The organism is Buchnera aphidicola (Pentalonia nigronervosa) (assembly GCA_014622685.1).
Lineage (GTDB): Bacteria > Pseudomonadota > Gammaproteobacteria > Enterobacterales > Enterobacteriaceae > Buchnera > Buchnera aphidicola_BD.
In genome coordinates this window covers 540,899-565,937 of the sequence record CP061275.1, presented here as the reverse complement: position 1 = coordinate 565,937, position 25,039 = coordinate 540,899, and the positions used below count along the sequence as shown (strand labels likewise).

General features: G+C 25.2%; 22 protein-coding genes, 3 tRNA genes and 1 pseudogene. 11 read left to right on the top strand and 15 right to left on the bottom strand.

Translation table 11 applies throughout. From position 1 onward, the window contains the following. Nucleotides 1–16: 16 nt before the first annotated feature. From fliP to fliF, 10 genes are all read right to left on the bottom strand, one after another. Nucleotides 17–1,156, bottom strand: coding sequence for a flagellar type III secretion system pore protein FliP (gene fliP / locus ICW73_02525; protein QNS01825.1), 1,140 nt, complete (start codon nucleotides 1,154–1,156; stop codon nucleotides 17–19). A gap of 25 nt (nucleotides 1,157–1,181) precedes the next feature. Next, nucleotides 1,182–1,571 (bottom strand): FliM/FliN family flagellar motor switch protein, encoded by a 390-nt coding sequence (locus tag ICW73_02520; protein ID QNS01824.1) that lies wholly within the window; start codon nucleotides 1,569–1,571, stop codon nucleotides 1,182–1,184. A gap of 26 nt (nucleotides 1,572–1,597) precedes the next feature. Beyond that, complete coding sequence (locus ICW73_02515) at nucleotides 1,598–2,497, bottom strand: FliM/FliN family flagellar motor switch protein (GenBank protein ID QNS01823.1); 900 nt, start codon at nucleotides 2,495–2,497, stop codon at nucleotides 1,598–1,600. Nucleotides 2,498–2,595: 98 nt separating this feature from the next. Then, the gene (locus tag ICW73_02510; protein ID QNS01822.1) at nucleotides 2,596–3,270 is read right to left on the bottom strand and encodes a flagellar hook-length control protein FliK; all 675 of its coding nucleotides are present in this window, start codon (nucleotides 3,268–3,270) and stop codon (nucleotides 2,596–2,598) included. A 149-nt stretch (nucleotides 3,271–3,419) separates the two neighbouring features. Then, nucleotides 3,420–3,668, bottom strand: coding sequence for a hypothetical protein (locus ICW73_02505; protein QNS01821.1), 249 nt, complete (start codon nucleotides 3,666–3,668; stop codon nucleotides 3,420–3,422). Between the two features lie 55 nt (nucleotides 3,669–3,723). After that, the gene (locus ICW73_02500; GenBank protein ID QNS01820.1) at nucleotides 3,724–4,194 is read right to left on the bottom strand and encodes a flagellar FliJ family protein; all 471 of its coding nucleotides are present in this window, start codon (nucleotides 4,192–4,194) and stop codon (nucleotides 3,724–3,726) included. Between the two features lie 35 nt (nucleotides 4,195–4,229). Continuing rightward, a complete protein-coding gene (locus ICW73_02495) occupies nucleotides 4,230–5,588 on the bottom strand; it encodes a FliI/YscN family ATPase (GenBank protein ID QNS01819.1) in 1,359 nt (452 codons plus the stop codon). 16 nt (nucleotides 5,589–5,604) lie between these two features. After that, complete coding sequence (locus ICW73_02490; protein QNS01818.1) at nucleotides 5,605–6,258, bottom strand: flagellar assembly protein FliH; 654 nt, start codon at nucleotides 6,256–6,258, stop codon at nucleotides 5,605–5,607. Continuing rightward, nucleotides 6,251–7,243 carry a flagellar motor switch protein FliG gene (gene fliG / locus ICW73_02485; protein QNS01817.1) on the bottom strand — a complete coding sequence of 331 codons (993 nt, stop codon included), beginning with the start codon at nucleotides 7,241–7,243 and terminating at the stop codon, nucleotides 6,251–6,253. The genes ICW73_02490 and fliG overlap by 8 nt, the downstream gene beginning before the upstream one ends. Next, nucleotides 7,240–8,880, bottom strand: coding sequence for a flagellar M-ring protein FliF (gene fliF / locus ICW73_02480; GenBank protein ID QNS01816.1), 1,641 nt, complete (start codon nucleotides 8,878–8,880; stop codon nucleotides 7,240–7,242). Before fliF ends, fliG begins: the two co-directional genes overlap by 4 nt. Nucleotides 8,881–9,100: 220 nt before the next feature. On the opposite strand from fliF, the gene fliE reads away from it, so the two are divergent. Then, nucleotides 9,101–9,412 (top strand): flagellar hook-basal body complex protein FliE, encoded by a 312-nt coding sequence (gene fliE / locus ICW73_02475; GenBank protein ID QNS01815.1) that lies wholly within the window; start codon nucleotides 9,101–9,103, stop codon nucleotides 9,410–9,412. Nucleotides 9,413–9,510: 98 nt separating this feature from the next. Here fliE and ICW73_02470 read toward each other — a convergent pair. Both ICW73_02470 and gltX read right to left on the bottom strand, forming a co-directional pair. Then, a tRNA-Ala gene (locus ICW73_02470) sits at nucleotides 9,511–9,583 on the bottom strand. A gap of 296 nt (nucleotides 9,584–9,879) precedes the next feature. Next, nucleotides 9,880–11,289, bottom strand: a complete 1,410-nt coding sequence (gene gltX, locus ICW73_02465; GenBank protein QNS01814.1) for a glutamate--tRNA ligase — start codon at nucleotides 11,287–11,289, stop codon at nucleotides 9,880–9,882. A 204-nt stretch (nucleotides 11,290–11,493) separates the two neighbouring features. Here gltX and ICW73_02460 point away from each other — a divergent pair. Together ICW73_02460 and ICW73_02455 are read left to right on the top strand one after the other, a co-directional pair. After that, nucleotides 11,494–11,568, top strand: a tRNA-Val gene (locus ICW73_02460). Nucleotides 11,569–11,575: 7 nt separating this feature from the next. Then, nucleotides 11,576–11,648, top strand: a tRNA-Lys gene (locus tag ICW73_02455). Here ICW73_02455 and ligA read toward each other — a convergent pair. Beyond that, nucleotides 11,614–13,659 carry an NAD-dependent DNA ligase LigA gene (gene ligA / locus ICW73_02450; protein ID QNS01813.1) on the bottom strand — a complete coding sequence of 682 codons (2,046 nt, stop codon included), beginning with the start codon at nucleotides 13,657–13,659 and terminating at the stop codon, nucleotides 11,614–11,616. The genes ICW73_02455 and ligA overlap by 35 nt on opposite strands. 1,206 nt (nucleotides 13,660–14,865) lie before the next feature. Here ligA and ICW73_02445 point away from each other — a divergent pair. The 4 genes and pseudogenes from ICW73_02445 (at nucleotide 14,866) to ICW73_02430 (ending at nucleotide 18,395) form a co-directional block, all read left to right on the top strand. Continuing rightward, on the top strand, nucleotides 14,866–15,123 hold the full coding sequence (locus ICW73_02445) for an HPr family phosphocarrier protein (GenBank protein ID QNS01812.1): 258 nt from the start codon (nucleotides 14,866–14,868) through the stop codon (nucleotides 15,121–15,123). Nucleotides 15,124–15,270: 147 nt separating this feature from the next. Continuing rightward, nucleotides 15,271–16,980 carry a phosphoenolpyruvate-protein phosphotransferase PtsI gene (gene ptsI / locus ICW73_02440; GenBank protein QNS01811.1) on the top strand — a complete coding sequence of 570 codons (1,710 nt, stop codon included), beginning with the start codon at nucleotides 15,271–15,273 and terminating at the stop codon, nucleotides 16,978–16,980. 34 nt (nucleotides 16,981–17,014) lie between these two features. Beyond that, entirely contained in the window at nucleotides 17,015–17,518 is a 504-nt protein-coding gene (gene crr, locus ICW73_02435; GenBank protein QNS01810.1) for a PTS glucose transporter subunit IIA, read from the top strand. Between the two features lie 80 nt (nucleotides 17,519–17,598). Further along, nucleotides 17,599–18,395 (top strand): annotated as a pseudogene (locus ICW73_02430) (undecaprenyl-diphosphate phosphatase). A gap of 18 nt (nucleotides 18,396–18,413) precedes the next feature. Here ICW73_02430 and ICW73_02425 read toward each other — a convergent pair. Then, complete coding sequence (locus ICW73_02425; GenBank protein QNS01809.1) at nucleotides 18,414–19,649, bottom strand: tRNA CCA-pyrophosphorylase; 1,236 nt, start codon at nucleotides 19,647–19,649, stop codon at nucleotides 18,414–18,416. Between the two features lie 195 nt (nucleotides 19,650–19,844). Between ICW73_02425 and rfaE1 the strand changes: the two genes are divergently transcribed. Together rfaE1 and ribB are read left to right on the top strand one after the other, a co-directional pair. Beyond that, nucleotides 19,845–20,789, top strand: coding sequence for a D-glycero-beta-D-manno-heptose-7-phosphate kinase (gene rfaE1 / locus ICW73_02420; GenBank protein QNS01808.1), 945 nt, complete (start codon nucleotides 19,845–19,847; stop codon nucleotides 20,787–20,789). Nucleotides 20,790–21,052: 263 nt separating this feature from the next. After that, on the top strand, nucleotides 21,053–21,700 hold the full coding sequence (gene ribB, locus ICW73_02415) for a 3,4-dihydroxy-2-butanone-4-phosphate synthase (GenBank protein ID QNS01807.1): 648 nt from the start codon (nucleotides 21,053–21,055) through the stop codon (nucleotides 21,698–21,700). A 13-nt stretch (nucleotides 21,701–21,713) separates the two neighbouring features. Here ribB and tsaD read toward each other — a convergent pair whose 3' ends face one another. Beyond that, nucleotides 21,714–22,727, bottom strand: coding sequence for a tRNA (adenosine(37)-N6)-threonylcarbamoyltransferase complex transferase subunit TsaD (gene tsaD / locus ICW73_02410; protein ID QNS01806.1), 1,014 nt, complete (start codon nucleotides 22,725–22,727; stop codon nucleotides 21,714–21,716). Nucleotides 22,728–22,947: 220 nt separating this feature from the next. On the opposite strand from tsaD, the gene rpsU reads away from it, so the two are divergent. Both rpsU and ICW73_02400 read left to right on the top strand, forming a co-directional pair. Beyond that, on the top strand, nucleotides 22,948–23,163 hold the full coding sequence (rpsU, locus tag ICW73_02405) for a 30S ribosomal protein S21 (GenBank protein QNS01805.1): 216 nt from the start codon (nucleotides 22,948–22,950) through the stop codon (nucleotides 23,161–23,163). Nucleotides 23,164–23,228: 65 nt separating this feature from the next. Further along, a complete protein-coding gene (locus ICW73_02400) occupies nucleotides 23,229–24,980 on the top strand; it encodes a DNA primase (GenBank protein QNS01804.1) in 1,752 nt (583 codons plus the stop codon). The last annotated feature ends 59 nt before the right edge of the window (nucleotides 24,981–25,039 follow it).

Below are 25,039 nucleotides of genomic sequence, written 5' to 3'. Positions count from 1 at the left end.
TAAAAAATAAAAAAAATTACGCATTAAAACTTTGTGCTAACGAGGTAATCAACAATTGCCATCCATCAACTAGTACAAATAACATCAATTTAAAAGGTAGAGAAATCGTCGACGGCGGCACCATCATCATACCTAGTGCCATTAAAACACTAGCAACCACCAAATCAATAATCAAAAATGGTATAAAAATAGTAAATCCAATTTGAAATGCCGTTTTTAATTCGCTAGTAATAAATGATGGCAATAAAATACGCATTGGAATGTCCTGTTGACTTTTAAAACCAGAAATATGTGCTAATTTTGAAAATAATTCTAAATCGGGCACACGAGTCTGATGAAGCATAAATTTCTTTAAGGGTAATGAAGCTTTTAAAATTGCATTCTCCATATTCATTTGTTCTTGAGAAAATGGTATGTAAGCATCTTTATAAATCTGATCAAATGTCGGAGACATCACAAAAAAAGTAAGTAACAATGCTAAACCAAGTAAAACTTGATTCGGTGGCGCATATGGTGTGCCTAACGCATTACGTAATAGACTAAAAACAATGATAATCCTTGTAAAGCTTGTCATCATTAAAAGAAACGCAGGAAGAAAAGTTAGAGACGTCAAAAAAACTAATGTTTGTATAGGAACAGACCAAGATTGACTTCCATCTTGCATTAAATGACTTGTTAAACCAGATATTTCAGCGTATGCTGATGGACAAAATAATGTTAGAAAAACGAATGAAACAATTCGCAAAAACATAGTTTTTTTCCAAGGAAATGTAAATAAATTCTTTAAAAAAGCGCTAAATACATTTTTTGATGATAAATCAATTTGTTTTTTATTCACCGTTTCGTTTTTTAAAAAAGATGACAATGTATACAAATGCGTAATATGTTTTTCTGTGACACCTAAAACTAATCTTATATTTTGTATTTCCATGATAATAATAGATTTATGAGGTTCAATGGTTAATTTATCTATAATTCGCATATAAGTAGTTGTATAAGATGTTTTTAAAAAAGACATTTTTTTTACAATCCAGCTTAAAATTAATATTAGTAATATTATTTCAGACAATGAACTTGCTATATGAGAAAATTGTATATTATCTGATATTGTTTGAAAATTATTTGATATAGATTTTAAAGATGTATTATTTTCCATAAAATACGCATTTCCATGTTAAAATTTATTGACTTTCAGAACGCATTATCTTAGTAATACGTATACCATATTCATTTTCTAAAAATACAATTTCACCTAATCCAATTAGACGATTATTAATAAAAATATTTAACGGTTCATGTTTTAACTTATCCAATGTTAACATACTTCCTATAGATAAATTAAGAAAATCTCTAATCTTAATTTTTGTTTTTCCTAACTCAACTCGTACTATTGCTGAGGTATTCAGTACAATTTTTTTTTGATCTTGTAAAATATTAGACGTGTTCTTGTTATCGTCACGTTTTATTTTTTTTGAATTTGTATCGTTTTTATTCACATTAATTTCTTTATGTATTTTTTTTTTATTTTTGTCTTTTTTTTGTTGAACATATATGTTTTCTGTATTATCCATTAAGACGTTCCTTATTTTTACAAATACTATGTTTTTTTGATAAATTTTTTCACAAAAACAACAATGCGCTCATGAAAAATTTTATAATTACTAAAAAATATAGGTTTATTTTCTAAATAAGCTATTGTTTTTTCAGGTTTATCAATTGATATAACACTACCCTTGATCAAATTTTCTACTTGAGAACAAGGTATAAAAAAATCAATCAAATTCACAGAAATATTTAGTTCAACATCATGTATATCAACAAAAGAAATATTGCTTGAAAGATTATTTTTTATAATTTTTTCATTTACTTTTTTTGTAATATGTTGCATATTATTGAATTTGTGAAGTGCGCTCAATGGAACAAAAATACTAAAAAAAATTTCTGTGTTAAAAACATTAAAACTAAAAAAATTAATTAAGAAAATTTTATTAGAATTAAAACATGTTTTTTTCAAAATCATTGATACATTCAGATCAATAAAATCTATAGGATAAAATTCATGATAAGCACTAGAATAAGCTGTAATGATTAATTTCATAATTTTTGATCGAATACACTTTTCAGATAATGTAATATCTGTATTTTTCTTTACTTTACTCGCAAAATTATCATGACCTCCAAAAAGTCTTTCTATTAATACAGAAAAAAAATTAGATGAAAATGTTATAAACGCTCGATTATTCAAGGGCAATATTTTTATTATGCTGCAGGGAGCGAATTTTTTTATTTTATCATAAGACTCTATTTTTATAGAAGACGAAATTAAACATATTTTAAAGTTAAACAATTTTAAAACAGCACTTATTGTTTTCTCTATAAAAATTTTGTTGATATGTTCTATTTTTTTTACATATTTCTCTGCAAGAAAACTATTTAAATTTTGATCGTGTTGACAAAGATTTTTTAACGTATCATGCATATTATTACTTTTTCCCATTCATATGCCTCATAGGTAAAAGCGATTGAAAACATAATTAAAAACAAATAATTGATAATTGTCGAAATTTACTAACAAAAATAAACTATTCTAAAAATTTATATATATAGATCAACAGCTCTATCTTGTTTGAGTATTCGATGCTTTTTTTTCAATAACATATCAGTGTTGAACTTATCGTTGTTCACGATAGTATTGTGAAAATAATGATTTTTCGATTGGTTATTTTTGAAAAACATTGTACTATAAATATTTACTTTCTTTAACTGAATTCCACGCTTTTTTAAGGAAGTCTTCAAAAAATCTACAGAGTTGTTCAAAAAATTTTTAATTTTATCATGATCAGAAGATAAATTCAATATTGCTTGATTATGTTGCATTTGGATTTGAATATGTATTAAACCTGTGCATTCTGGCTTTAAATGTATTTCAGCTTGATGTATTTTTTTTGAAATTAAAAATAATATTGTTTGATTTATTACTTTTTTCCATTCAAATAAATTATGTGTGTTATCTAAAAATAATGTTGATTTGTTTGATATAACAACATATTTCTTATTTTTTTCTCTTAACGTATTAGTTGTATTAATTAAATTATGACATATATTTTGTTGTTTATTAACAAGAGAACTAGATTTATTAGATTGAACATTGTTCACACAATTTAAATTATCATTAATATTTCCATTTTTAAAATTATTTTTATTAGATAAATTAAGTACTTTTTTCTTTAACTGATGATTTTTATATGCTATTTTTGAATTTCTATACATATCAAAACCATTTAAGTAATTGCATTTATAGAATTCAGATTGTGGTTTAATACAATATGAATCTGATATACTTGATTTAATATTATTAAATTTTTTTTTCTCCTGTTTTTTTTTGAAAAAAACAGTGTTTTTTAAAGCATTTAAAACATTTAGATCATTGTTCTTAAACACACATATTTTTTTTTTACTTTGATATCTTTTTTGTTGTCTTGTAAAAAAATATCCTGTGTTTTTAAAAAATGTATTAAATTGTTCATAGAAAAATTAAAACATGTATTATACTGATCATCATCATTTTTATCATCTTTGGTAACATTATCAAACTTTATTGTTTTTTCTATCAAATATTTACCAAAATTAACATCAAAACCTTGAAAATTTTGATTTCTATGAAACATGTTATAAAAAAAATTATTATCTATTTTAAAATTTATAGTGTTATGTAAAAAAACATTACATATAGTTTTTAACATTAATATCATGACCTTGTTTTAAAATCGTTAATTGAATGTATTCATCAAAATCTTTTTGTTCTTGCATATATTGTAATTTTGATATGTAAATTTTATGTTTATTAATAAAATACTGCCAAATGCGCAATTTTTTTTTACTTTTTAACCAAGACGTTAACGCTTCTTCGATCAATATTTGATCATTTTGAATCATATATTCGTTTTTTTTAATAATATTCTTTAAAATTAAAATAAAAGTATTATAATTTTTCCATTGGTGTACACACATCCCAGATTTTATTTTAAAAAACAATTTTTTTTCATATTCATTTCGATAATTTGTTAATTGTTTTGATTGATTTAGTGCATTTTGTTTTTTTAAACGTAAATTTTTTATTTTAACTATATCTTGTTCTATTTGTTTTTGTGTTGCTTTTTTTAAAACATCAAATAAAATATTCTTAGATTTCATAAATAAAATATATCCAATATTATGTAATGTTGAATTCAAATAAATATTTGATTTAAATCTGCACAAGATTGATGATAATTAATTTTTTCTGATTGTTCTTGCTGCAAAAAATTTTGTAATTTTGACCAAATTTTAATGGCATGATCTAAAACTATATCAGTGCCATTAACATATGCTCCAATGTTTATTAAATCTCGATTTCTTTGATATGATGCAACTAGTCTTTTAAAATAACATGCCTGTGAATACTGATTACTATTAATTATACTTGGCATTACGCGACTAACAGAAGATTCGATATCAATAGCCGGATAATGACCTAAATCAGAATAATAACGCGATAATGTAATATGACCATCTAATATAGAACGCGCAAGATGCGAAATTGGATCCTGTTCGTCCTCTTCTTCAGTTAAAACTGTATAAAATGCAGTAATAGAACCATGGTGACTATAAATGTTTCCCGCTCGTTCTATTAAATTAGGTATTTTTGAAAATATTGAAGATGGATAACCTTTAGAAACTGGCAGCTCTCCTAGTGATAACGAAACATCTCGTTGAGCCATGGCGTAACGAGTTAAAGAATCCATAATAAATAATACGTTTTTATTTTTCTTACAAAAATATTCTGCAATACTAGCAGAATAAACAGCTGCTTTTATCTTCAATAAAGAAGAAACATCAGCAGGAGCTACAATTACCACCGATTTCAATAAACCTTCATCTCCTAATATGTTGTCTATAAAATTCTTAACTTCTCTTCCTCTTTCTCCGATCAATGCAATTACAATAATATCAGCTTGCGTGTACTTTGCCATCATGCCTAATAAAATACTTTTTCCTACGCCAGAACTGGAAAAAATACCTATTCTTTGCCCTTTTCCAATAGTCAGTAAACCATTAATAGCGCGTATTCCTGTATCCAAAACATCAGTAATAGGTTTTCTTTGTAACGGATTAATATAATCATTGTTGATTTCAGAAAAACAATCAGAATGTAAATTAGGAAAATTGTCTAAAGGAAATCCGTAACTATCTAGCACTCGACCTAATAACTGTATACCTAATGGAAATTTCCGAATTGGTTGATTGATATAATTATCTTTCAAAAATACACGAGCATTAGGAAAAATACCATGCGTATCTTCTAATGCTAACAATACCGTCGTTCTATCCGAAAAACCTATTATTTCAGCACAAATATAATCGTTTCTTGAACCAGTTTTTTTTTCAATGTAACATGATGTTCCAATTGGTTTCTTTAATCCAATTACTTCTAAAATCAAACCACGTACACTAACAAGATAACCGTAATAGATAATATCTGAAAGACTTTGAATGTTACGTTCAAAAGAAGAGAATTTATTTAATAAATGAGAAAATCTTAAACTCATTAATGCGCCTCTATTTTTATTTAATTAAGCGACATAATTCTTGCCATCTGGCATCTATAGTAGTGTCTATATTACCGCTATCAGAGATAAATTGACAACTGTTTAAATCAATTTTCGTATCATAAATTACTTCCCATTTATGAATATTTAAAAAGTCTTGTAATGTTGATTCTATTAATACTTTATTGTCTGGATGAACAAACAATTTTGGTTTTTTTAAAAAAATACCTGTTTTATCAATTATGTTTTTGATATGTTTTAATAAAATTTTTTCATCAAAAGCAATACTTTTTCCGATGACATAAGACGAAACAACTAGTATTATCTTTAATAATCGCGCAAACAACACATCTTCAAACGTATTAAGAGCATTATTAAAATTCAAAAACAAATTATGCATTTTATTATTTAAAACATTATTTTCTTTTTTACAGTGCAACATGCCTGCCTGAAAACCAGCATCATATGCTTCTTTTTTTATTGTACTGATTTCTAATTCATCTATTTCTGACTTTTTTTCTTTTTTTACATTTTGTATATTATTACGTACCTGTTTTTCTGAAAAATAATCCAAATGATATAAAAATTGTGTATTATTTTCAACGTTTTTTAAAAATACATTTTTTGGATACCACCGTGTCCAATTTTTATCTGAAGGTAAATTAGACATAATATTCTCGTAAATTTTTCAATAAAACATTCCCATTTTCTATAATACTTCTAATCATTATTAAAATTAATTTTTGCTCATTTTTTATTGCTTCATTAGAAATGTACGATGTCTTTTGAAAATTTTTGCGTAATTCATCTATTTCATGTTGTGACATATTTTTAATAAACTTGTTCTGAACATCAACACTAGTATTTTTCAATGCAATAAATAATTTTTCTTTCTCAATATGTTGAAGTAATAATTTAATATATTTATCATTTAAATGTACTAAATTAGTAAATTCAAACCTTTCTTGAATGATTTTTTTTGCTAACTCGCGATTAAATGTGCTAAGTGTTTTTATAGTTTTTTTTTCACATTTAATTTTCATAAAATTCAAAATTTTAGTAGCAACTTTAATGCCACCTTTATCTGATGATGTTAGCGTATCATTGTTTAACAAATTATCTATTACATTTTTTAATTCAGCTAAACTAGATTTTTCAATACCATTAAATTCTGTAATTCTAAATATAATTTCAGCGCGTTTTTTATCATCAAAATAGGAAAGAACTGTTGCAGCTTGATTCATATCTAAATGTATTAGTATTGTTGTAACAACTTGAAGATGTTCATTTTCTAATAAAATAGCTACCTTTTTAGGATCTATTTTATTTAAGCAATCAATATATAATTGAGCTTCACGCATTTCTAATGCATGCTTTGATAAAGTATTGCCATAATCTTCACCTAATGCTTTAATCAACATGTTTGATAAATATTTATCACTATTAAAATTAAAAGCATCATTTTTTTGAAGAGCATCATAACATTCAAGCAAAACTTGATCCAACGTTTTTTTAGAAAATTGCTGCATATTTGCTATATAATTAGTCAATTCTCGAATTTCAAACGTAGTTAAATGCTTTAGTATCTCTGCGGATTGATCAGAGCCTAGTGACATTAATAATAATGCACTTTTTTTAATACCATTTAAAATCATTTTTTATCACTCATCCATTGACGAATAATTAACGCTATAGTACGCGGATTCTGATTTGATATATTACAAATTTTATGAATTAATTGCTCTGTATTCAAAGTAGTACTTTTAATCTTTTCTTGCACAATTGCGTTTTCTGCTTTATGCGAATCGATTTTACTTGATTTTTCTGCAATTATATTATCTTTTTTCTCATTTTTTTTAAAATTAGAAAAAATATATTTTTTTAATAAAAAACATAAAAATAAAAAAATCAATAACCATAGTACATAACTAAATAAAATATGTGATGATTGCGATGTTTTTAAATTAACAATTTGTACTGGATCTTTAACATGATTTTTAAAAAACAACGCATTTACAATGTGTACACTGTCTCCTCTATATTTCGAATATCCTATAGCTTCGCACACTAGTGATTTAATATTTTTTATTTGTTCTTCAGTTAAAGGGATTAGTTGAGCATGATTTTTCGAGGTGAAATTTATAATAACTGCTGCAGATAATCTCTTTATTTCTCCTACATTTTGTTTTGTATGAGATATAGTATGATCCAATTCATAATTAACTGTATTATCACGATTAATATCAGCATTCAAAGAGCTATGATTGTTTTTAAAATCTTGATTATTATCTGATATTATTTTTTTGGAACTATTTTTATGTTTAGACAAAAACACATCTGACATATTTTTTTCAAGATTATCTTTTATACTTTGACGATGTATATTTGTTTGGCGTGATCTGATTGATTGCTGTTTATAGTTAGTATTAGGTAAATATTTTTCTTGTGTATTTTCTTGTACGTTAAAATTAATTTGTGCAGTTACTTGAGCATCTACATTTCCAATTCCAAATAATGGCTCTAAAATATCTTTTATTTTATTTCTATAATGAGACTCAACATCTTCAGAATACTTAAATTGCGCATTATTTACTTGTTGATTATTTAAATATGAACTACCATTTAATAATGTACCAAATTGATCTACTATAGTAATATTTTCTATGGACAGATCAGATACGCTCCTAGCGATTAAATGTAATATAGAACTAATTTGATTTGAAGATAACATTTTTCCTGATCGTACATTTAAAATTACAGATGCTGATGGTTTTTTTTGTTCTTTTAAAAATAACGAAGTTTTTGGTAAAGCTATATGTATTTTAGCATTTTGTATAATGTTAATTCTTTGTATTGTCCGAGCTAACTCCCCTTCTAGTGCACGCTGATAATTTATTTGTTCATTAAATTGACTAATACCAAATCTTTCTTTATCCAATAGTTCAAAACCAATATCATCGTTTTGAAAAACATGATTTTCAGAAATATGAGTACGGATTTCATAAACCTGATTTTTTGGAACTAAAATTTGATTTAAATCATCAGTAAACTTATAAGATATTTTCATTTTTTTTAACTGAGAAGTAACCGCATTTCTATTTTCGTTAGATAAATTACTATATAATACTTCATATTCAGGACTTTTAGCCCAAATTGAACAAGAAATAGCAATAACAAATACAGATATTAACAAAATAATCAAAATACGAGAATTTTTTGAAAAACGAGATAAAAAATTATTCAATCGTTTTTTCTCTTCCAAAACTGAATCTTCTATATCACTAAAATTCATGAAATCTTCCTGTCTAAATAGTTGATTCTAATTGACTAATGTAAATTAAAATAATTTTATTAATAAAATAAAAGAAAAAATATCTTATTAATTTTTTCCTCAACAAAATTTTTTTAGATATACATCTAAAAACTATTTTTTTATTATAATGTTAAAAACTTATAAAAGATATGTTAGTATTTCTACATTCATAAATAAAAACTATTTATTTCAGGAAAATATGTTTATTAATAATATTGACTATCAAAATATACATAAAAACTATAATTGCTTAGAGAAAAACACTAATGTGGATAAAAACATAGAATCTAACAATTTTTTAAACTGCATAAACACAGTATTGAACAACATCAGTACAATACAGAATAACGTAAAAAATAACACTGAAAAATTTGAATTAAATCAATCAGATATATCATTGAATGATATAATGTTAAATTTACAAAAATCTTCTATCGCGTTAAAAATGGCTATTCAAATACGAAATAAAATTGTCACAGCTTATCAAGAAATAATGAACCAACAAATATAATTTTATGCTACTGTGTTAAATAATATTTAACACAGTAATTATTTTTACATATCAACTAAATCAGAAAAATCTTTTGTTATTTTAATTATGAAAATGTTTGGAGCTAAGCGGATTCGAACCGCTGACATCTTGCATGCCATGCAAGCGCTCTGCCAACTGAGCTATAACCCCAAAAAAGATTACAATATAAAAACATCAGAATTCTGTCAATAAATTTTTTGAACACAACTATTTTAAATTATCGATGTGATTAAAATATTTATTTTTCTAATTTTACCATTTTGGAAAAATTAAGAAAAATAAATTAATGTATATTAAAATTACTAAATTTTAAAAAATACATGTCTCTCTTAATTAATATAACTAATATTTAAATATCTGTGATGTTATTATAAAAAACTTCATAAAATTTTTATTAAACAATTTTATAATATTAAATATTTTTTTATTTAACAAATATATTAATGTTATTTTGTACAACTATTAATATAGTTAATAGCACGTTGAAGTCTAAGTACTGTTTTTGATTTCCCAAGTAAAAAAACAACAGAACTAATATTTGGTGAATGCATACCACCTGTTAATGATATTCGTAATATCATATTTATTTCTTTAATACTTATTTTTAATTTTTCAGATATATCGACTATTGTACGAAAAATGACATGGCTACACCAAACAGATAATTTTTTAAAATTTACATGACATGCATGTAAGATATAAATATTAGAAACTATTAAATATTTTTTTGATCCTTCTATGTCAAACGTTTTAAAATCTTCATAAAAATAACGACAAGAATCTATTAACTCTTGAAACGTGTGATAACGATTTTTTAATAATTTAATTAATGATTCTATATTAGGTCCGTTTTCTATATTAAAATTTTTCTGTTTTGCAAAATCTTGAAAAGCATTAGATATGTAAACTAATGGCAAATGATTAATATAGTATTTATTTAACCACAATAACTTCTTCATATTGATGATACAAGAAGATTTACTAATAGCATCTAAATTAAACAGTTTTTGCATTTCTGAAATATTGAATATTTCTTTATCACCGCAAGACCAACCTAATCGTATTATATAATTTAAAATTGCATCAGGTAAAAAACCTTGTTTATTATATTCAATAATGTCTATAGCATCATATCTTTTAGATATTTTTTTACCTTTTTCATTTAAAATCATTGACAAATGCGCATAAATTGGTTCTTGTTTTCCTAAAGACCGGAAAATATTGATTTGACGTGGCGTATTATTAATATGGTCTTCTCCACGAATCACATGAGTAATCTGCATGTCTAAATCATCAATTACAACACAAAAATTATAAGTAGGCATACCATTAGAACGTTGAATAATTAAATCATCTAATTCTGCATTATTAAAAACAATTTCTCCTCTGACTTGATCATTAAATTTTACCTGTCCAAAAAGAGGATTTTTAAACCTTACAACATACGGTTTATGGAATGTAACATGTTTTTCTATATTTCTACATTTACGATTATAACGAGGTTTCTCTCCTTTTAACATTTGTATATTTCGTTCTTTTATCAACTCTTGATTTGTACAGCAACATTTATAAGCAATGTCTTTTTGTAACATAATTTCTATCATTTCTTTATATCGTTTTAATCGATGTGTTTGAAAATAAGGACCTTCATCCCAATATAAACCCAACCATTTTAATCCATCGAGAATGGATTTTTCAGAAATAGATTTAGATCGTACAAGATCAGTATCTTCTACTCGAAGAATAAATTTCCCATTATAACGACGCGCAAATAACCAAGAATACAACGCTGTACGAACACTTCCAAGATGTAAACATCCAGTTGGACTAGGAGCAAATCGAGTTTTGATTTTCATATCATGTTCAATGTATAGTATTAATTTAAAATAAATTAAAAAAATAATATCGTGCATATTAAAATTACTTAATATTATTAATTGTAAATAATTATTGATTTTAAAAAACTATAGATTATAATCTATATATCAAAGTTTAAATATACAATAAGTACTTTAAAAATAACTGTCTTCTTATTAAATTTATCTAAAATACAAGAAATCGGGTGATTAGCTCAGTGGTAGAGCTTCTCTTTTACACGGAGGATGTCGGCGGTTCGAGTCCGTCATCACCCACCAAAAATTAGGGTCGTTAGCTCAGTTGGTAGAGCAGTTGACTTTTAATCAATTGGTCGCAGGTTCAAATCCTGCACGACCCAAAATATAGTTTAATTCTTTTTCATTCATAATTTTTATTTTATAATTTTTTGCTTGCGAAAATTTAGATCCTGCTTTATTTCCACAAATTACTATATCAACATTTTTCGAAATTCCATTTAATATTTTTGCCCTCATAGAAATTAAAATGTCTTTTAATTCAGTTCTAGAAAAAGTCTCAAATACACCCGTTATAACTATATTCTTTTGAAAGAAAAATGTATTTTTTATATTACATATAGTATTTTCTTTACTATTCTGTGAAATATTAACAATTTTTTCTAAATCAAAAACCATCGTACGATTTGAAGATATAGAAAAATAATTAAATATATTATGCGAAATGATTTTTCCAACTCCATAAATTCTATACAAGTTACCAACATCAGAACACATTAATTTATTTATATTAACAAAATGATTTGCAAGTATTTCAGCAACAGATTCTCCAACTTGAGGTATGCCCAATGCATAAATAAATCTTTTAAAAGTTGTATTTTTGCATCTTTCTATTGAAAAAAGAATTTTTTTACTTTTTTTACTACGTATGTTTTTCAATGTCATTAATTTATTATAGGTTAGATAAAAAAAATCTATGGGAGTAGCAACATACTTTTTATTTATAAGATCATCAATAATTTTATTTCCTAATCCTTCAATATACAAAGCATTTTTTGAAAAAAAATGATATATATTCTTTTTCTTTTGAGCATCGCACGTTAATCCTGCATGACAACGAATAATTTTTTCTTCCGGATTTTCTAACAACTTAGAATTACACACAGGACAAAAAATAGGAAAAAATATTTTTTTCATATTTTTAGGATTATTAAAATTTTCTATAACCTTTAATACCTTTGGTATAACGTCACCAGATCGACCAACAATAATAGAATCACCAATATGTAAATTTAACCGCTTTATTTCGTTTTTGTTATATAACGAAGCTTTTTTAATTGTTACACCAGATATATTAATAGGTTTAAACAATGCAATAGGTGTAATAACACCTGTTCTACCAACTTGAAATTTTACATCATATAATGATGTTATTCGCTCCTGAGATGTAAATTTAAATGCTATAGCCCATCTAGGATGCTTTGCAGTACATCCTAATCTTTTTTGTATTGTTACTGAATTGACTTTCACGACAATACCATCTATATCAAAATTAAGAGTATGTCGTTTTTTTTCAAATTTTTGATAAAATTTTAATATATCATTATAATTTGAACAAACTAAAAAACTCTTGTCAATTGGCAACCCCCACATCTCACATTGCATTAAAAGTTCATTTTGATTGTCATGTTGTTCTTCTAAAAAACATGAATGAACACTATAACAAAAAAAAGCTAGTTTTCTTGATTCAGTTATTTTTGGATTAATGTTCCGCAATGCACCGGCAGCTGCATTTCTTGGATTAGAAAAAGATTGTTTTTTATTAAGATAAAATTTTTTATTTAATTCTAAAAAATCCGATTTTAACATAAAAACTTCGCCACGAACCTCCAATCGTTTAGGTATGTTTAATCCTTTTAACTGAATTGGGATAGATTGAATAGTTTTAACATTAGCAGTAATATTTTCGCCCTTTATACCATCACCGCGAGTCGCTGCTCTTATCAAGGTACCTTCTTCATAAATTATACTAATTGCTACGCCATCTATTTTTAACTCGCAACAAAAAAATATTTCTTGATCCAGATGACATAATTTCTTAACCCTTCTTTCAAAATCTAATAATCCTTTTAAGGTAAATGTATTATCCAAAGATAACATAGGAGAAAAATGTAACACTTGTTTAAATCTTTGCAGTAAATCTGATCCAATTCTTTGAGTCGGTGAATTAGATACAATTAATTGTTTATTTTGTAACTCTAAAGTATACAATTGATGAAACAAATAATCATACTCTATATCAGAAATAATTGGCTGGTCTAAAGTATGATAAAAATACGCATATCTTGAAATTTGTTTTCTTAATCTATCAATTTTATTTTTAATGGATTTCATAAATGTATTATATGTATAATTAAAAACAGTGCATCATCAAATTATTATCAACTTTTATAATTAATAATATCGATATTTTTTGAAATTCTGTATTATATAATTTTAGATAAAATAAAACACTATCAATATAATTAATGCAGTTTTTAAAAAATAAAAAATATATTTTTACTATAATCTAAAAAATAGAGATTATATAAATGAACATTAAATACATCTGATATATAAAAATGTAAAAATTTAATTTTACTCATCAGAAAAATTTTAGAAAAAAATAAAAATTAATAATCAAATAGAATATAGATAAGATATATAAAATACATAGTTCAATTGATAAAAATCATATTAAAAATTTGTAAAACAATGTCAAACATAGAAAATACTTTAAGACATTCAGATATAGATATCCCAATTTTAATGAAAAAAAATCATATTGATAATAATTATAGTAAGAAGCAACGAAGAAAATATACAACGAAGAGAAATATTAACTAATATATTGATGTATCATGTTCGATCTCTAATAAACATTTCTAAAAAAATTATTAATTTAACAAATGTAAATTTTGTAAAATACTAAAAAACGAAAGAATTTAAAATAATAAATATATTAAAATAGACATATTAATTTTTTATTAATACTAAAAAATAATATTAAAAAATATGTTACATATGTTCAAAAAAATACCTTATTATTTCTGTAAAACCTACCGAATAATCTATACTTGTATAATTTTTAGAAAAAAAATAAAATCTAGATCACATAAACACTCAAAACATTAAATCAAAATATATATTAAAAATTTTAAATTAAGCGTGAACTAAATATAAGTAAAATGATTTCAGATAAAACTATATATAGATAAAAATTCACGTGGAATAAAAAATAATAGATATTTTTTAAAAAATATAAATTTGTCTTTTATATTGAGAATAGAAATGAAATATTTTAAAAAAAATATTACTACAGAATTTCTATCTTAAAAAATATTATCTAATATAAAATTACTGTCTTCATAAAAGTTGAAAAGACAGTATATTATTAACATGCACCTTCTGAAAGAATATCTTTCTGATAGTTATATTAAATTGACGATAGAAAACAATTTTAATAACGTATTATATCATACTTATGACACAGCATATTTCTTATTTTTTAAAACAAACAATATTATTTTTAAATAACACATTAAATTAAGGAATATTAACATGCTTCAAAATCAGATTACTATCACTGCTGTACACGGTTTACATGTTCGACCTGCCGCGCAATTTGTTAAAGAAGCAAAAAAGTTTATTTCAGATATTTTTATTATTTATAATGGAAAATCAGTAAATGCAAAAAGTTTATTTAAAATTCAAACATTAGGTTTAGTTCAAGGTAGTCTGATTACATTATCAGCACAAGGAACAGATGAAAAAAAAGCAATTGAACATTTATCAGCAGTAATAACTGAATTAGAATAAACATAAATTAAAAATTATGTGAAATTTTAAAAAATCCCGGAGGTTATACATATCACTTCCGGATAATACTATAAAAAATAGTATGTTCGCCTGATATTCGATGCTTTTCTCTCTAAGTAGAATTAAATTCATATTAAAGGTAATATTATGGTCTCAGGCATTTTAGCATCGCCAGGTATAGCCTTTGGCGCTGCTCTTTTATTAAAAGAAGAAAAAATTATTATCAAGAAAAAAAATATTTCTGTCGAAGATGTTCAAAGGGAAATAAAAAATTTTTTTTACGGCAGAAATACATCAATAAAACAGATTCAAAAAATTAAAACTCATAAAAAAAGCATATTTGAAAAAAATAGATTCAACATTCTTGATGGTCATATTATGCTTTTAGAAGACGAAGAATTGGAAAAAGAAGTCATTTTTTTAATTCGAGAAAAAAAAATTTCTGCAGCAGAAGCAACCAAACATATAATTAAAAAACAAGTGACTGCATTAGAGAACTTGCAAGACGAATATTTAAAAAATAGAGCAATTGATATAAAAGACATTGGTAATCGTTTATTAAAAAATATACTTAACATAAATATTATTGATCTAAATAATATACAAGATAAAATAATTTTAATTGCAAAAGATTTGACACCATCAGAAATTGCACAAATTAATATAAAATACGTTTTAGGATTTATTACAGATTTAGGCGGAAAAACATCACATACTTCCATTATGGCACAATCACTAGAAATACCTGCTATTGTAGGTACAAGCAACATTACAAATTTAGTGAAAAATAATGATTACATTATTCTCGATGGTATTCAAAATCAAGTTTTTATCAATCCTGATAATACATTGATTTGTCAAAAGAAACAATTACAAAAAAAATATTTCTTACAACAAAATTATTTAAAAAAATTAAAATATACGTCAGCTACTACAATTGATGGACACAACGTTAAAATTGGATCTAACATTAACAATCTTAAAGATATAAATTCAGCTAAAAAACATGGATCTGAATGTATTGGTTTATATCGCACAGAGTTTTTATTTATGGAAAGAAATGTACTGCCGAGCGAAAATGAACAATTCCAAGCATATAAAAATATTGCTGAATGCATGAATAATAAATCTGTGATTATCAGAACGATGGATATCGGTGGAGACAAAGACTTACCATATATGAATTTACCTAAAGAAGAAAATCCTTTTCTTGGATGGCGCGCTATACGTATTTCAATCGATCGAAAAGAAATATTACACACACAACTAAATGCTATTCTTCGAGCATCAGCTTTTGGAAAAATACGCATTTTATTTCCTATGATTATTTCGGTAGAAGAAATTAGAGAATTAAAATTAGAACTTGAAAAAATAAAATATCAATTAAATAAAAAAAACATATTTTTTGATAAAAATATAGAAATTGGAATCATGATTGAAACACCCGCATCAGCTATAATATCTGAGTATTTAATCAAAGAAGTCGATTTTTTTAGTATTGGAACAAATGACTTAACACAGTATACTTTAGCTGTTGACCGAGGAAATGATTTAATTGCACATCTATATAATCCTATGCATCCATCTGTATTAAAATTAATTAAAAAGGTTATTGATGTATCACATATACATGGAAAATGGACTGGTATGTGTGGAGAACTTGCTGGAGATGAACGTGCTACGATATTACTCCTAGGTATGGGTTTAGATGAATTTAGTATGAGCGCAATTAGTATTCCTAAAATTAAAGAAATCATTCGAAAAACATCTTTTTTACATGCCCAAAAATTAGCAAAAAAAGCATTAACGCTACCAACAGCACAAGAAATATTTCATTTGATAAACTCTTATATCTAACGGAAAAATAAAAATAGCAAATTAGGAGAAAAAAATGAATTTCTTTTCTGATTTTTTTAATAATAAAAAATCCCAATTTTCGAAAAAAATAGATATTTTTGCTCCGTTATCAGGTCACTTAATAGATATTAAAAATGTGCCAGACGTAGTATTTTCTAAAAAAATTGTAGGTGATGGAATAGCAATTAATCCATTAGGTGATCAAATACTTGCACCAGTCAACGGGACGATCGAAAAAATATTTAAAAGCATGCACGCTTTTTCAATAATTTCAGAAGAGAAAATCGAATTATTTGTACATTTCGGAATCGACACCATAAAATTAAATGGAAAAGGTTTTACAAAAATAGCTCAAGACAAGCAAAAAGTACGTATCGGTGACCCAATTATTAAATTTGATTTAAATTTTTTAAAACAACACGTTCAATCTATTTTAACTCCAGTAGTAATATCTAACATAGAAAATTTTAAAAAAATAAAGAAATATTCAGGCACCACTATTGCTGGACAAACAGTGATTATGTCTCTATACAAATAATTTATATAATCAAAAACGGTGCTATCATTTCAGTACCGTTTTTACATGTTTTACACTGACGTACGCAAAAAGGAAAAAATATGTTTTATTTAAATAACATAATTATTTCAATATTTCTCGGAATTATTGAAGGAATAACAGAGTTTCTTCCTGTATCTTCCACGGGGCACATAATCATATTTTTACATTTGTTTAAAATAGAAAATAACAAAATAAAAATGTTTGAAACATTTATTCAAATCGGAACTACATTGTCTATATTATTTTTTTTTATAAAAAAATCATCATATTACTGACGTACAAACACAATAAAATTCATAAAATAATAAAAAATACACATATTTTTCTTGCAATATTTCCTACAATATTTTTAGGATGTATGTTTTATAGAAATATTAAATTATTGTTTGATCCAAAAAATGTTATGTATGCTTCAATTGTCGGTAGTTTATTTTTAATAATATCTGAAATATTTAGACCAAAAAAACATACTACATCCCATATAAAAAAAATAAATTTACTTCAATCGTTATTTATTGGGTTATTTCAAACATTATGTTTATGTCCTGGTTTTTCTAGATCTGGTGCAACAATTGCTGCTGGAATACTATTAGGATTAAAACGATCAGTAGCTATTGAATTTTCTTTTATCATTTCCATTCCTTTATTATTAGGTTCTTCTTTTTTAGATATCGTTCATAACATAAAAAATATTACAATATCGGATTACCCGATATTATGTACTGAACTAGTCACATCTTTTCTCGTTTCACATGTTTTGATTAAAAAACTATTGAAAATCATTAATAACACATCATTAATATTTTTTGGAATATATCGTCTTATCATAGCCATGATAATCTATTTTATTAACTAAAAGAAAAATATCAATAAATTAATATTTTTTATAATTTTTAGTACGCCATAATTCCAGTTTTCTAATTCTTAATCGATTTAATTCATCTTTTATCTCTTTTCCTTTAAAACCTTTTTTTAATATTGTTGTAATAGAAATGTTTTGTAAAACTAAAAAAGATTTTTCTAGAAAGGTATTAGAACGCAAACAAAAATCACGATATTTAATATTTTTTGAATAATTGAAATTACTTAAAAAGGCTAATTTTTTTACGCGATCAGGTTTTCTCCAAGCATCAATTTTGGAAAATAAGTATACAATATTTTTTGATGATTGATAAACCAACGTTTTTAAAAAATAGAAAAAACCAGCGTTTAAAACAGCAATCTCTTGAATATATAATGGAACATTAAAACGTACACACAAATTTTTTATAAAAGAAGATAACACGATATCATAACATGTTGAAAAAGACCGATAATATATTTTTTTAAAAAATAAAAATTGACATAAATAAGAAAAACGAATATCCACATCCTCTGTTAAATACGATATTTTAGATAAACCCATAGATATTAACATTGTATTTTTTAAACATGTGCAAACTGCATAGTTAAAAAACGTTTTTTGATCATAAATAAAATGTATTTCAGGAAATAAAAGTTGTAATGCTTTGCATTCATACAACACTTGAAAATATACCTGGGGATTAGAAGTTTTTAAAGCTTTTTCTGTTTCATTCCAAATTCTATTTACAGTTAAATAAGATAATTCTTTTTTTTTAACGATAATACACATTAATTCCATAGTTTCTCTTGCAATTTCAAAACCCAGATGCATTAAAGATGCAGCAAATCTTGCTGTGCGCAATACGCGCAACGGATCTTCTATAAATGACTTTGAAACATGACGTATTATACGTAATTTAATATCTTTTTTCCCTTGATACGGATCAATATAATTACCATATTTATCTTGTGCAATTGCATTTATTGTTAAATCTCGTCTTATTAAATCCTCTTCTAGTGTAACTGTAGCATCATAATATACATTAAAATTAGTATGTCCTGTTCCAGATTTTCTTTCTTTTCGTGCTAAAGCATATTCTTCGCGTGTAATAGGATGCAAAAATACTGGAAAATCTTTTCCAACTGGATGAAAATTATTTTTCAATAGCATTTCTTTTGTCCCTCCGACAATTACCCAATCTCTATCTTTTACAGGCAAATTAAGTAAAGCGTCGCGAACAGCCCCTCCTACTAAATAAATTTTCATAAAAAATTCTTCCATACCAAAAAAAAATTAATTTATAATATAAGTATGTAGAAAAAAAACAATTATATTAGGATTTACTCACATATCTAATTAAACACTTTACATAATATATAAAAAAACAATTTTTTAATATTAATAAATTATAATTTAAATTAATCAGCATAAAAATTTTATTTTTTAAAAAGCGATCATATTATGAAAAAAAAAAATATTCATTTTCGAAACGCATTGATACTTGTTGTAGGAGATTTAATTCTAGATTGTTATTGGTACAATAAAAATTATAATATACTATCTAATGAATCTATACCAATTTTGCCTATTCAGAAAATTCAAAAACAAGCTGGAGGTGCAGCTAATGTTGCTAAAAATATTGCAGAAATTGGCGGATTCTCCAAAATTATTGGTGTAATTGGTTCAGACTATGAAGGGTTGACCTTAAAAAAACTTCTGCATCACTCGAGAATTAATTGTGATTTTATAACTATCCAAAAACATAAAACCATTACTAAAATTAGAGTTTTAATTCAGAAAAAAAAATTCATTCGATTGGATTTTCAAGAAAAATATAATTTTACAAAAAATCACTTATTAAAAAATAAAATTATTCATGCACTGCCAAAATTTAAAGTTTTAGTATTATCAGATTATGGAAAAGGAACACTAATAGATATAAAAAAAATCATCTATTTAGCAAAAAAAATATCTATTCCTGTACTAATAGATCCGAAAGGAATAAACTTCAAAAAATATTCAGGAGCAAGTTTACTAACTCCTAATCTATTAGAATTCGAAAAAATAGTCGGAAAATGTTACAAAGAGAGTCAAATTCTTGAAAAAGGTGTAAAACTATTGCTAGATCTCAATCTATCAGCATTATTAGTAACACGTGCACAAAAGGGAATGACGTTATTTCAAAGAAAAAAAAATCCAATACATTTTCCAGTAATATCAAAAACTGCACATGATGTTACAGGAGCAGGAGATACAGTAATTGCAATTATCGCCGCTTCCTTAGCAACAGGATATTCATTGGAAGAAGCCTGTTTTCATGCAAACGTCGGAGCAAGTATAGTGATAAAAAAAACAGGAACTGAAACTTTGACCATTCGTGAATTGAATAACATTTTAAATTTATAATTCGCTTAATCAAAAAATATTTACGCTGTAATATCAGTATACTATTCTTTTAAAAATTATACGATTAATCTTAATGTATGCTTCTAAAAAATATAGTAACGTGTTATAACATACTATTTATAAATAACTCACAAAAAAAAATAGATTTAAGATTTCTCTTAAATTTAATGCAGTATATAATACTGCACTATTAATTTTTAAAACAGTCATCAAAAAATAATAAAAATTATATAATAATACAATATTACTTGCTAGGTTGTAAAATGATAAAAACATTACTATCCGGATATAAAAATTCTATAGAACGAGTAAAAAAATCAATATTTGCTTTGAAAGCAGGTCAGGGTATTATTATATTAGATGATGAAAAACGAGAAAATGAAGGCGATTTGGTTTTTGCTTCTGAAAATATGACAGTAGAGCAAATGGCGTTGTCGATTCGATATGGTAGCGGAATTGTATGTCTTTGCATTACTGAAACTCGACGTAAAAAACTAAATCTGCCTATGATGGTTAAAAAAAATACTAGTACATATCAAACAGGCTTTACTGTAACAATAGAAGCTGCACAAGGTGTATCTACCGGCGTATCAGCAAAAGATAGATTAACGACTATAAAAACAGCAATAGCAGATAACGCACGACCAAGTGATTTAAATAGACCAGGCCATGTTTTCCCTCTTTTAGCAAAGCATGGAGGGATTTTAGCACGAGCTGGACACACGGAAGCTGCAATTGAAATAGTTTCATTAGCTGGTTTTAAACCAACCAGTGTGATTTGTGAATTAACTAATAAAGACGGTACTATGTCACGAATACCTGAAATTTTGCAATTTTCTAAAGATAAAAAAATGGAAATTGTAACTATAAAAGATTTATTAGTATATATTAATAAAAAAAATAATATTTAATATTTATAAAAAATTAAAAAAATAACTCACTTATAGACCATTTTGGTTTAACTAAAATCTTTAATTGATTTATGCTTTCTGCTTTTTTATGACGTAAAAAACCTACATATGCAATCATAGCAGCATTGTCTGTGCAAAATTCTGGACGAACATAAAACACTTCACCATTAAAATGTTTTTCCATCATCAATTTTGCTTTTTTTCTTAACATTGCGTTAGCACTAACTCCGCCAGCAATAATTAAACGTTTCTGTTTTTTCTGTTGTAATGCTTTTTTAATTTTAATTAACAATATATCAACTACTGCATCTTCAAATGCTCGTGCTATATTTGCTTTTTCTTGCATATTTTTATCGTATTGCTTAATAATATTAGTAGCAAATGTTTTTAACCCTGAGAAACTAAAATCTAAATTTGCATGACGTATCATAGGTCTAGGAAAACAAAAACGATTTTTTATTCCTTTACGAGCTAATTTAGATAATTCAATACCACCAGGATAACTTAATCCTAACAATTTTGCTATCTTATCAAATGCTTCACCAGCAGCATCATCTAAAGAACGACCAAGTAATTCATACGAACCTAACTTGCTAGCAAAAACAATTTGAGTATGTTTTCCTGATGCTAACAATGCTATAAATGGAAATTTAATTGATTTACATTCTAACATTGGTGAAAGCAAATGTGCTTCCATGTGATTTATTGGAATGACTGGAATATTTAAACACATACCTAAAGCATGCGCAAATGTAGAACCAACTAGTAACGAACTCGCTAAACCTGGTCCTGCAGTATATGAAATATAATTAATTTTATTAAAAAAATTATTTTTTACTAACATATTTTTAAACAATAAAACTATATTTTGTACATGCTTACGAGCAGCTATTTCTGGAACAATGCCGCCATGTATATTATGTAATGCATTTTGATTAAATACCCTGTGAAATAATAATCCTCGTTCACTATCATATATAGCTATTCCAGTATCATCACAAGATGTTTCTATACCTAATATCTTCATGACTTGTAATATCCAAAAATTTAAATAATAAAACTAAAAAATAAAAATACGAAACATATTTATAATAAATATTTCTACTAACAAATCTTGTCAGTTAAAAATATAAAATGATACTTTACAACGTTACATTGATTGATATAGGATTAATTATACTAAGAAAAATAAAATTATGCATATTATTTTTTATCATTTAAATAAAATTAATTGAGGTAATTTTTAAATGCCAATAATAAAAATACGCGAAAACGAACCATTTGATGTCGCACTGCGACGATTTAAACGATCTTGTGAAAAAGCAGGTATCTTGTCTGAAATTCGTAGAAGAGAGTTTTATGAAAAACCTACTACTGAACGAAAACGTGCTCGAGCATCTGCTATAAAACGCCTTACAAAAAAACTAATACGAGAAAATGCAAAACGTGTTCGCATGTATTAAATCATATAAATTTTCAACGCCGTTCTTAATGCAAGAACGGAAACAAATTTTGTAATATAAAAAATATGACTGGAACAATACCTAAATATTTTATTAATGAATTACTATTTCGCACTAACATTATAGAACTTATTAACACACGCATAAAATTAAAAAAAAATGGTAAAAATTATCAAACCAATTGTCCTTTCCATTATGATAAAACTCCATCGTTTACTGTAAATTATGAAAAACAATTTTACTATTGTTTCGGTTGTAGAAACTATGGAAACGCAATTGATTTCCTTATGCATTATGAACATTTAACTTTTGTAGAAAGTATTGAAGAGCTTTCTATATTGCATGGCATGCAGATTCCGTTTCATAATTCACAAAAAAATCATAATAATGATTATATAAAAAAACAAAAAATGTATTTTTTAACTAATAAAATAGCTTTTCTATATCATAAAAACATACATTGTACGCACATAGCACATCAATACTTATCCAAAAGAGGAATCAATAAAAAAATGATTCAAATGTTTTTAATTGGATATTCTGATGTAGAATGGCAGATTTTTTCTAGTAAAATAAATATAACAACAAACTTAGAAAAACAATTATTAGATCAAAAAATTATTAATATTAATAAAATGGGAAAAAGGTATGATTGTTTTCAAGGACGCATAATATTTCCTATACAAGACAAACATGGTAGAATTTTAGGATTTGGTGGACGATCAATTAATAATACCTTTCCAAAATATCTAAATTCACCTGAAACAAATATTTTTCATAAAGGAAAACAAATTTATGGATTGTATCAAGTAAAAAAAAAACATCCAAAACCTGCATATTTATTAGTTGTTGAAGGGTATATAGATGTAATAATCCTCACTCAATATAATATTGATTATGTTGTTTCTCTTCTAGGAACGGCAATTACTAAAGAGCAAACTCGTTTATTATTTCAAAACTCTAGCACAATTATATATTGCTATGATGGCGATACAGCTGGAAGAAACGCATCTTGGCACGCTTTAAAAAATTCATTACCATATATTTCAGACGAAAAAATATTAAAATTTGTATTTTTACCAAAAAATGAAGATCCAGATTCTATTATTCAAAAAGAAGGAAAAGAAAAATTTCAAAAACGTATTGAAAACGCCATGACTATGACGGAATTTTTTTTTAAATACATATCAAAAAATATTAATTTATCATCTAATGATGATAAATTTCATTTAAGCGCTCAAGCGTTACCACTAATTAATAGTATACCAAGTGATACAATACAGTTATATTTGCGCCAGGTACTAGCAAGAAAAATAGGTATTTTAGACGATGATCAACTTGAAAAATTTTTATATTATAAAAAAAACGAAACAAAAAAAATACAACAATTTCAAATTAAAAGAACCTCAATGCGAATTCTAATCGGTCTTCTCGTACAAAATCCTCATTTGTCTAAAATAACACCTGAACTTAAACAGTTTGAAAATGCAAAAATAAAAGGACTATCTATATTCTTAGAAATATTAAATACTTGTACAAAATATCCAAATATTAACACTGGTCAATTATTAGAATTGTACAGAGATAAAAAAATAATCCATATTCTAAAAATTTTATCCAGATGGGATCATATGATTGTTCAAAAAGAAATTTCAAATGTGTTTTTAGATTCATTGACTAACATATATAATAAAATTCTTGAGAAAAGACAAGAATATTTAATTTCAAAAGAACGATTAATAGGATTAAAAAAGTGTGAAAAACAAGAAATTTGGAATATTAACAAAAAATTATCAAAAAAATGTAAATTATTTTAAATGTGCAAATAATCATTCAATTTATTATTGACTGAAGTCAATTAATATTATTTTAATCA